Source organism: Aeromonas sp. ZOR0002, assembly GCF_963866995.1.
In the GTDB taxonomy this organism is placed as follows: domain Bacteria; phylum Pseudomonadota; class Gammaproteobacteria; order Enterobacterales; family Aeromonadaceae; genus Aeromonas; species Aeromonas caviae.
Genome location: NZ_CAWMFQ010000119.1, coordinates 1 through 9,711, shown reverse-complemented (window position 1 = coordinate 9,711; position 9,711 = coordinate 1). Strand labels below are relative to the sequence as shown.

The 9,711-nt window shown below is 66.1% G+C and carries 9 protein-coding genes and 1 pseudogene; 6 read left to right on the top strand and 4 right to left on the bottom strand.

The annotated features are described in order from the left end of the window. Positions 1-252: 252 nt before the first annotated feature. Positions 253-1,341, bottom strand: a complete 1,089-nt coding sequence (locus AACR77_RS06755) for a ketoacyl-ACP synthase III (RefSeq protein ID WP_042880524.1) — start codon at positions 1,339-1,341, stop codon at positions 253-255. Positions 1,342-1,541: 200 nt separating this feature from the next. Between AACR77_RS06755 and AACR77_RS06750 the strand changes: the two genes are divergently transcribed. The 6 genes from AACR77_RS06750 (at position 1,542) to AACR77_RS06725 (ending at position 6,802) form a co-directional block, all read left to right on the top strand. After that, entirely contained in the window at positions 1,542-2,495 is a 954-nt protein-coding gene (locus AACR77_RS06750; RefSeq protein ID WP_042880522.1) for a LysR family transcriptional regulator, read from the top strand. A 128-nt stretch (positions 2,496-2,623) separates the two neighbouring features. Then, positions 2,624-3,235, top strand: coding sequence for a LysE family translocator (locus AACR77_RS06745; protein ID WP_042880519.1), 612 nt, complete (start codon positions 2,624-2,626; stop codon positions 3,233-3,235). Between the two features lie 178 nt (positions 3,236-3,413). Then, positions 3,414-5,276 carry a peptidase U32 family protein gene (locus tag AACR77_RS06740; RefSeq protein ID WP_042880517.1) on the top strand — a complete coding sequence of 621 codons (1,863 nt, stop codon included), beginning with the start codon at positions 3,414-3,416 and terminating at the stop codon, positions 5,274-5,276. Between the two features lie 117 nt (positions 5,277-5,393). After that, positions 5,394-5,723 (top strand): DHCW motif cupin fold protein, encoded by a 330-nt coding sequence (locus AACR77_RS06735; RefSeq protein WP_042880515.1) that lies wholly within the window; start codon positions 5,394-5,396, stop codon positions 5,721-5,723. 44 nt (positions 5,724-5,767) lie between these two features. Continuing rightward, positions 5,768-6,025, top strand: coding sequence for a DUF1272 domain-containing protein (locus AACR77_RS06730; RefSeq protein ID WP_042880514.1), 258 nt, complete (start codon positions 5,768-5,770; stop codon positions 6,023-6,025). Between the two features lie 111 nt (positions 6,026-6,136). After that, on the top strand, positions 6,137-6,802 hold the full coding sequence (locus tag AACR77_RS06725) for a class I SAM-dependent methyltransferase (protein WP_042880511.1): 666 nt from the start codon (positions 6,137-6,139) through the stop codon (positions 6,800-6,802). Positions 6,803-6,824: 22 nt separating this feature from the next. Here the strand turns inward: AACR77_RS06725 and AACR77_RS06720 are convergent, their stop codons facing one another. The 3 genes and pseudogenes from AACR77_RS06720 to AACR77_RS06710 all read right to left on the bottom strand — a co-directional run. Continuing rightward, positions 6,825-7,301: a methylated-DNA--[protein]-cysteine S-methyltransferase gene (locus AACR77_RS06720; protein ID WP_041214637.1), complete on the bottom strand. Its 477-nt coding sequence runs from the start codon at positions 7,299-7,301 to the stop codon at positions 6,825-6,827. Beyond that, a complete protein-coding gene (locus AACR77_RS06715; RefSeq protein ID WP_042880510.1) occupies positions 7,298-8,806 on the bottom strand; it encodes a DNA-3-methyladenine glycosylase 2 in 1,509 nt (502 codons plus the stop codon). Before AACR77_RS06715 ends, AACR77_RS06720 begins: the two co-directional genes overlap by 4 nt. Positions 8,807-9,067: 261 nt before the next feature. Further along, a pseudogene (locus AACR77_RS06710) lies at positions 9,068-9,711 on the bottom strand (carboxypeptidase M32); the annotation flags it as partial.

Here is a 9,711-nt window from a genome sequence, read left to right as displayed (position 1 = left end):
GATCCCTTTGGCCGCTCGGGAACCCCTCCCCAAGTGCGAGGCCGCATACTACCAGATCCGGCAAGGTTGTGAACCCCTTGGCCGCATTCTGACGACAAAAAAGTGTCAAGTGGTCATTTTTTGATATGTTTCGCTCAAAATTCACACTTTTCAATGACTTTTATGTCGCTGCCGAAACGGCGAGGGGGCGTAGGGGGGCTGGCAGCCAGGAGCCCCGGGGCTCCTGGCGGATCATGGGGAGCGGGCGCTCGCTCAGGCGTCGGCGGGGCGGGCCTGCTGGCAACCCTGCACCGCATGGGCGATGAGTTCGAGGGCGCTCTGCTCGCAGGGGGGCAGCACCTCGTCGCAACTCGCGATCGGGGTGACGCGGTCTCCCCACTTGATGAGGGCGGCGCCCCAGGTCAGCCCGGCCCCGAAGGCGGCGGTCAGCAGGTAGCTGTTCGGCTTGACCCGACCCTGCTCCAGCGCCTCGCACAGGGCGATGGGCACGGTGGCGGCGGAGGTGTTGCCGTACTGCTCTATGTTGACCATCACCTTCTCCATGGGGGCGTTCATCCGCTTGGCCAGGGTCTCGATGATGCGCACGTTCGCCTGGTGCGGCACGATGAGGTCGATCTGCTCGGGGGCGATGCCGGCCTGGGCCAGTACGGTGCCGGTGGCTTCGCCCATGCCGCGCACGGCGCGCTTGAAGATCTCCTGCCCCTCGAAGTTGAAGGTGAAGAGGCCGTCAATGTCGGCGAAACGCACCCGATCCGTACCGAAGTTCGGCACGTGCAGTATCTCCCGCGCTTCGCTGTCACAACCGAGCTTGCTGGCAATCAGGCCGCTCTCCTGCTCGCTCGCCTCGATGATGACGGCGCCTGCGCCATCCCCAAACAGCACGGCGGTGTCGCGCTTGGCCCAGTCCAGCAACTGGGTCAGCCGCTCGGCACCGATCACCAGCACCCTTTGCATCATGCCGGTCTGCACCAGGGAGGTGGCGACCGAGAGGGCATAGACGAAGCCGGTGCAGGCGGCGTTGAGATCGAACACCGCCGCCTTGTGGGCGCCGAGGGCCTGCTGCACGGCGGAGGCTCCATTGGGGACCAGCGTGCCCGGGGTGGCGGTCGCGAGGATGATGCCATCGAGGGCGGCGGCGTCCAGACCTGCGCACGCCAGGGCGCGGCGGGCGGCCAGGGTGGCGAGCGCCTGGGTGCTGACATGGGAGACCCGGCGGGCCTTGATGCCGGTGCGCGGGTAGATCCACTCGTCCGAGGTATCCATGATGGTGCCGAGGTCATCGTTGGTCAGCGAGGCGGGGGGCAGGCATTTTCCCCACCCGGTGATAGTGGCGTATGTCATCTTGTCGTCGCTTGTCGTGATGGCCGCCCTGGGGCGGAAAGTGGCGAAATTATGCCGCACGGGGCGTTCACTGTCATCCTGCGGTCCCCCCAGTGTAAGGGGAGTGGGGGGAGCAAGACCGTGATTTTGCTTAAATTTCCGCTTCTCCTTGCCGTAAGATGAAGGCCCGATCCCGGCGACCCCTTCCCGAGGTGACTCCTGTGCACAAAGCGAATCTCAATCTCTTGCCCACCCTCAAGGTGCTGCTGGAGACCCGCAACATCAGCCGGGCGGCGGAGCTGCTGAACCTGAGCCAGCCCTCCATCAGCAAGCAGCTCGGCCAGCTTCGCAGCGAGTTTGGCGACGAGCTGCTGGTGCGGGAAGGGCAGCGCTGGCTGCTGACCCCGCGGGCCGAGGCCCTGGCGGCCCAGCTTGCCGATTCCCTCGGTGCCCTGGAGCGGCTCTACGAGGCGCCGGAATTTGCCCCCGAGCGCTGCGAGCGGGTGTTTCGGCTCGCCTCCTCCGACTACGTGGCCCAGCACATCCTGCCGGGCATCTGTGCTGCCCTGGCGAGGGCCGCCCCCCGAGCGGCGCTGGAGTACAGCCTGTGGGACAAGCGCCAGTTGCCCCAGCTCTGGCAATCGGAACTGGACATGGTCTCCACCATCACGGAGCTGGTGCCGGACCAGATCCGCGGCCTGCATCAGGGGGAGGACAGGCTGGTGGTGCTGATGGGGCGCCATCACCCGCTCTCTGGCATGGCGCCCAGCCTGGAGGATTACCTTGCCTGGCCCCACCTGCAGGTGAGCGGGGGCGGGGACAAGGACAGCCCGGTGGAGCAGGTGCTGGCCCCCCGCGGGCTCTCCCGCCGCTGGTTTGCCCGGGTGCCCTTCTTCCAGGCAGCGGTGGAGGTGCTGCTGCGCACAGACTGTCTGATGACCACCCCGGCCCATATCGCCTGGCAGCTCTCCCGGGAACATGCCCTGAGTTTTTGCGATCTCCCCTTCGCCACCCGGGTCCAGCAGTATCATCTGCTGTGGCACCAGCGCCACCACCTGGATCTGGCTCACCGCTGGTTCCGCGAGCTGGCCTATCCCTTCCTGCGGGATCACCTGCAATTCACCCTGGGGGAGAGTCGCAAGCAGTTGGCCCGAGGGCCGCAGGTGAGCCGCTGATGGCAGCGGGTTGTGCCACTCTATAGCCACTGGCTATGGACTCTATTCTTAACTTTCACTTCTGGCATAGCGAGCCACCCCCTACCCTGATCCCGGGTGACAACAATCGACACGAAGGAAGAGAAGGTATGGAGCTGACGAGTTGGCTGGCGCTGGCCGCCATTTGCGTGATGGGGGCCATCAGCCCTGGGCCGAGCCTGGCACTGATCATCCGCAATACGGTGCAGGGAGGGCAGGGCCACGGGGTCGCCACGGCGCTGGGACACGGCTTGGGAGTCGGCATCTATGCGCTGATCACGGCCCTCGGCCTCGCCATCCTGATCACCCAGACCCCGCTGCTGTTCGATCTCATCCGCTACGGCGGCGCGGTGTTCCTCGCCTGGCTCGGGATCAAGGCGTTGCTGGCCAGGCCCGCAGGGGGTGAGGCAGGCAAGGAGGAGGGGCACCCGCCACGGGGACGTCAAGGGGCGTTCGAGGGCTTTATGGTGGCCTTCTTAAACCCCCAGCTCGCCATCTTCTTTATCGCCCTGTTCAGCCAGTTCGTGCATGCCGACACCGGCTGGCGTGAGGGGGTCATCATGATGCTGACCGCAGGCGGCATCGATGCGCTCTGGTATGTGCTGGTGGCCCTGGTGCTCTCTCGCGGGCCAGTACTCGCCTGGCTCAAGGCCAAATCCACCGTGATCGACAAGGTGAGCGGCCTGGTGCTGCTGGGGCTGGCTCTCAAGGTCGTGATCTAGCTCCGCGTCGGGTGCCTGCGTAGTCGGCACTCTGTCAGGGCCGGGGGATGAGGGGGCCGCCAGACGTCCTTGTACCGGGTCAATCCTGCATTCTGCGGTGATCTTAAGCGGGATCAAGGCAGGGGGCGGGGAGTCTGGCTAGAGTGGCGGCCATTTGCAGCCCTTCGAACCGGACGTTATGCGCGATCAGAACCATCACAACCGCCTGGAGTTGCTGGCCCCGGCCAAGAACCTCGCCTATGGCATCGAGGCCATCAACCACGGCGCCGATGCCGTCTACATGGGGGGCCCCGCCTTCGGTGCCCGCAGCGCAGCGGGCAACAGCCTCGAGGACATCGAGGCCCTGGCGCGCCATGCTCACCGCTTCGGCGCCCAGGTCTTCGTCGCCTTCAATACCCTGCTGCACGACCACGAGCTGGAGCAGGCCCGGCGCCTGACCCATCAGATCTACGAGGCAGGCGCCGATGCGCTGATCGTGCAGGACATGGGGCTGCTGGCGCTCGATTTGCCCCCCATCGCGCTGCACGCCAGCACCCAGACCGACAACCGCACCCCGGAAAAGGTGACGTTTCTGCAGGATGTGGGCTTCTCCCAGGTGGTGCTGGCCCGCGAGCTCTCCCTTGCGCAGATCCGCGAGATAAGCGCCGCTACCAGCGTGCAGCTGGAGTTCTTCATCCACGGCGCCCTGTGTGTCTCCTACAGCGGCCAGTGCAACATCAGCCACGCCCGCACCGGGCGCAGCGCGAATCGCGGCGAGTGCGCCCAGCTCTGTCGGCTGCCCTGTTCCCTGCAAACGCCAGGGGGGGAGGTGCTGGTGGAAAACAGCCACCTGCTCTCCTTGAAAGACATGGATCAGACCGACAACCTGGAGGCGCTGATCGCCGCAGGGATCCGCTCCTTCAAGATTGAAGGGCGCCTCAAGGGGCTCGACTACGTCAAGAACGTCACCGCCTGGTATCGCCAGAAGCTGGACACCATCCTGGCGAGCCGCCCCGACCTGGTGGCCGCTTCCGCCGGTCGTTGCAGCTACACCTTTACGCCGGATCCCAAGAAGAGTTTCAACCGGGGCAGCACCGACTACTTCCTCCATGGCCGACAGCCAGGCATCGACTCGCCGCGTAGCCCGAAATATGTCGGGGAGCCGCTCGGGCGCGTCACCAGAGTGACCCGCGATGGCATCGAGATCGACGGCCAGGCCGTTGCCCTCAACAACGGCGATGGCCTCGGCTTCTTCAAGCCGGGGGGCGAGCTGGTGGGCATGCGCCTCAATAAAGTGGAAGAGAAGGCACAGAGCAAGCGGTTACTCCTGTCGGAACCCATGCCCGGTCTCAAGGTGGGCACCGAGATCTTTCGCAACCACGATCAGGCCTTCAGCAAGCAGCTCGAAAAGGGGAGCGCGGATCGCCGCATCCGGGTCGATATGCGGCTATCGGAGTGCGACGAGGGACTGCGGCTCGAACTTGTGGACGAGCAGGGCATTGGTGCCGCCGTCACGCTCCCCTGCGACCAGCAGCCGGCCGACAACCCGGAAAGGGCGCTGCAACAGGCCAGGGATCAGCTCGGCAAACTCGGCAACACCCTGTTTGTGGCTCGCCAGATTGAGTTGGCAATAACGAGGCCGCTATTTATTGCAGCTTCACAGCTTAACGGCTTGCGCCGGGACGGCATTGCCGCCCTGGAGGCGGCCCGTCTGGCTGCCTACCGGCGACCCGAGCGGCGCATTCCCCTGCGAGGCGCCGTTTATCCCCAGCATCGGCTCTCCTACCTCGGCAACGTGCTGAACAGCGCGGCGGAGCAGTTCTTTCGCGAACACGGGGTGGGGAGCATCGCCCCCGCGTATGAGGCGAACAAGGAGGAGCGGGAAGTGGTGCTGATGACAACGAAGCACTGCATCCGCTACAGCCAGCAGCTCTGCCCCAAGGAGGTGCCCGGTCTCAAGGCCGAGCCCCTGGAGCTCAAGATGGGGAAGGAGAGTTTCCGCCTGCGCTTTGACTGCCACCGCTGCGAGATGCAGGTGATGGGCAGCCTGAAGAGGGGATGATTGCCCGTGTGGGCATGGGGCTGGAGCGGATTTGATGGCAGTATGGGGCGCGGCCTAGTCACGGATATCCCGTGGCGAGCCGCCTTCCCCCAGCCTTCTTCTGACAAAGGATCCGTCATGAACATCAATGCACTGCCGTTTTGCACCACGAACTGGGCCGAGGTCCCGCCGACCGAACACAAGGGAGAGCGCGGCGTCGCCCGCTGGCACACCCGGCAGTTCGGGGAGCTGCGGGTGCGAATGGTGGAGTACTCCCCCGGGTATCTGGCGGATCACTGGTGCAGCAAGGGCCATGTGCTGCTCTGCCTCGAAGGGGAGCTGCACACCGAGTTGCAGGATGGCCGCGTCTTCACCCTGACGCCGGGCATGAGCTACCAGGTGGCGGACAACGCCGAACCCCATCGCTCCTACACCGAACTGGGCGCTCGCCTCTTTATCGTCGACTGAGCCGCCCTCTTTCCCGCTTTCCCCTTGCGCTTCAGGAACTTGCCATGCTTGAACTCAGACCCAACTGCGAGTGCTGTGACCGGGATCTGCCCGCCGACACGGCGACGGCCTACATCTGCTCCTTCGAGTGCACCTTCTGCGCCGAGTGCAACGATCAGTATCTACACCTGACCTGCCCCAACTGTGGCGGCGAGCTGGTCAGGCGCCCGCGCCGCCCGGCGGCCAAGCTGGTGAACAACTCCGCCTCCCTCAAGCGTGTCTTCAATCCGGCTCTGAAAGCGGCGCTGGGCAAGGGGGGCTAGGGCCCTCCCTTCATGGGAAGGGCTGGGCTGGCAACTGGCTCGCCCCTGTGGCTCTTGACCTTCTCCCGGCGGCAGCCCCTATCAAGGGGGCTCACACCAAAGGAGCAAAAGATGACGGAGCGATTCGAAGGAGAAGGGGCGAAGACCTATGACAGCCGCATCCCCCTGCTGGTGCCAGGCTACGAGCTGCTGCACCAGCTTTGTGCCTCCCGGCTGATGGCCGCGCTGGGCCAGGAGGCCCGGGTGCTGCTGGTGGGGGTGGGCACGGGCAGCGAGTTGCTGCTGCTTGGCCGTCTCTGCCCCCGCTGGACCTTTGTGGCCCAGGATATCTCGGCGGACATGCTGGCCCAGGCCAGGATGCGGGCCGAGCAGGCGGGCATGGGGGAGAGGGTGTGCTGGCACCTGGGCGCATTGCCTGTGGTGAATAAGCCTTGCGATGGTGCACTCTGTCTGCTGGTGCTGCATTTTCTGGCGCAAGATGCCAAAGCCACGCTATTGGGTGATATTTATCGCCAGCTCAATCCTGGTGCTCCCCTGCTGCTGGCGGATCTGATGGCGCCAACGGACCCGCTCGAGCGCAAGTCCATGGGGTTGCAAGCCGCCCTCGCCGGTTTGCCGCTTCCTGCCTGCGAGCAGATGGTGCGCCGCCTCGGAGAGGACTTCACCTCCCTGGACGAGGGACAGACCCGGCGCCTCTTGCAAGGGGCCGGTTTCGCGGCGGCGCACCGCTTCTTTCAGGCGTTGGGGTTTCACGGCTGGCTGGCGCAGCGGCAGTGAGCCCTGGCCGGGTGGCGCCGGATCAACGAGAGGCCCTCTCCAGCGTCAGCAGTGCCTGCTTGATGGGCAGGCCTCCCGCATAGCCGGTGAGGCTGCCATTCTGGCCGATCACCCGGTGGCAGGGGATGATGATGGAGAGCGGATTGCGGCCGTTCGCGGCACCCACCGCCCGCACCGCGTTTGGCTTGCCGATGGTGCGGGCGATGTCGCCGTAGCTGCGGGTCTCCCCGTAGGGGATGTCGCACAGCGCCTGCCACACCGCTTGCTGAAACGCCGTGCCCCTGGGGGCGAGCGGCAGGGTGAAGCGCTGCAACCGGCCCGCGAAGTAGTCCCGAAACTCGGCGAGGAAGGGGGCGAGCGCCTCGCCGTCCTGCTGCCAGTCCTGCATGTCGGGCAGCGGCCGCAGTCCGGCCAGGAAGTCCACATGGACCAGACCGCGCTCGTCGATGGCGACCAGCAGTTTGCCCTGGTCGGTGGGCATCATGTCATAGCGGATCATGGGCTCTTCTCCTCGTCTTGTGTCTGTGTTGGCCGGGTGAGCAGCGCCGGTTGTTCACTCATGGCGTGCCACAGCCAGCTCGCGGCATAGGCGCGCCACGGCTGCCAGGGGGCGCTGCGCGCTGTCACCTCTTTCACCGGCAGCTTGTCACCGCCCCCCAGCGCCTTTTGCAGCACGAGATCCGAGGCGGGGAAGGCGTCCGTGTCGAGCCCGCAGCGCAGCCGCCAGTAAGCGACCGTCCAGGGACCTATGCCCGGCAGCGCGAGCAGTTGCTCGTCGCTTGCCGTGGCGAGGGTGAGTGCGCCGCTTGCGAGCGCCGAGGCCAGCCCTTGCAGGGTGCGGATGCGGCTGCCCGGCATGCCGATGCCGTCGAGATCCAGCTCGCACAGCTGGGTCGGGGTGGGCAGCTGCGCGGTGCCGAACTGCGCCAGGGTGCGCGCCACCAGGCGCCCCATGATGGTGATGGCACCCTTGACCGACACCTGCTGGCCGACGATGGCGCGCAGCATCACCTCGTACTCGTCCCACCCCCCCGGCAGCCGCACCCCTGGCCATCGTCCCTGGATACCGGCGAGCAGCGGATCCTGCCCCAGGTGTTCGCCGATGCGGCTCATGTCGGCGTCGAGATCCCACATGCGGCGCACGCGGTACAGGATGTCCGGCAGCGCACCCGGCGGCAGATCCCGCACCGTGAGTCTGAGCCTCTCCCCCTCGACGGGCTCGATGCGGATGAGCCCCTCCTGCTCGCCGACCCGGTGACGGCGTTCGTAACCGTGCTCATCCACCCGCTCCAGCCCCGGAATGGCGCGCAACCGGTAGAACGCGAGCATGGCCTGGACGTCGAACGGCGGGCGATACAGCAGGTGCAGTTGCAGGCTCGATTGCGGCGCCGCCTCGCCAGTCCCCCCTTCCTGCTTGCGCAGGGCGCCCGGTGTCATCCCATACGCCTGCAGCCAGGCGTCGTTGAAGCGGCGAATGCTCGCAAAGCCTGCGGCAAACGCCACGTCCGTGATGGGCAGGCGCGTCTCCGTCAACAGCCGTTTCGCGAGCAGCAGGCGGCGCGTCTGCTCCACCTGTTTCGGCGAGGCGCCGAGGTGTTGCTCGAACTGACGCCTCAGGGTGCGCTCCGTGATCCCGGCCTGCGTTGCAAGGGAACCCAGGCTGTGCTCCGCCAGCTCACCGCGCTCGATGCGCGCCAGCACCTGGGCGACGAGCGGTGGCAGATCGCCGCTCTGGGCCGGTGCGAGCTCGGGGCGACAGCGCAGGCAGGGGCGCAGCCCGTGCTGCTCCGCCGCCGCCGCGAAGCGAAAATAGCGCACATTGTGCTCGTGCGGTGCCCGCGCCGGACACACGGGGCGGCAATAGATGCCGGTGGAGAGCACCCCGGTGAAGAAGCGACCATCGAAACGCGCGTCTCGCGCGAGGCGTGCGGCGTGGCACTGCTCCCGGGTGAGACCCGGGATGATCTCGTCCCGTTGGGATGAATGCGGGGGCTCTGTGGTCATGGCATGGCTCGGGTTGCTGTGGGCATGTCCCAGAGACTAAGCGGAGGCGAGAGGGGTGACTAGCCAAAAACGGACAGGGATAGCAAAAATAGTGCGATCCGAGGAATCCCAGTCCTCCCTTTGTAAGGTTAGGGGGGCAGGACCCCACCCTAACCCTCCCCTTCGTAAGGGGAGGGGACAAACAGCTCCTCTCTGTGAACGGGGGCGGGGTTAGCTCCTCCCCCTTGTGAAGGGGGAGGCTGGGAGGGGGGTCAACCTCGCTTATTTCAGATAGCGCTGTTCGAGGTGCTTGCGCAGCCACTGGGGATTGAGCGCCTCACCGGTCGCGCGGCGAATGAGCTCGTCCGTGCCGTGCAGGCTGCCCTGGGACCAGATATGGCGACCGAGCCAGCCAAAGATCTCCGGCAGGCGGCCGGACTCTACGAGCGTGCCCATGTCGCCGAGCTCACGCTCGAGTGCAAAGCGCAGCTGCGCCGCGTACATGGCGCCGAGCGTATAGCTCGGGAAGTAGCCAAACGAGCCGTCCGTCCAGTGGATGTCCTGCATGCAGCCGTTCTGGTAATTGCCCTTCGTGGACAAGCCGAGCCACTGCTGCATCTTGGCATCCCACAGCTCGGGGATGTCCGCGACCTCGATGCGCCCTTCCATCAGGTCCCGCTCCAGCTCGTAGCGCAGGATGACGTGGGCCGGGTAGGTGACCTCGTCCGCATCGACGCGGATAAAGCCGGGCTCGACCCTGTTGTACAGCTTCTCGAGGTTCGCGGGGGCGAGCGCGGCCTGTTCGCCGAAGTGTGCGCGGATGCGCGGCGCAATCAGCGCGAGGAACGCGGGGTGATGGCCGAGCTGCATCTCGCAGAACAGGCTCTGGCTCTCGTGAATGCCCATGGAACGCGCCTCGGCCACCG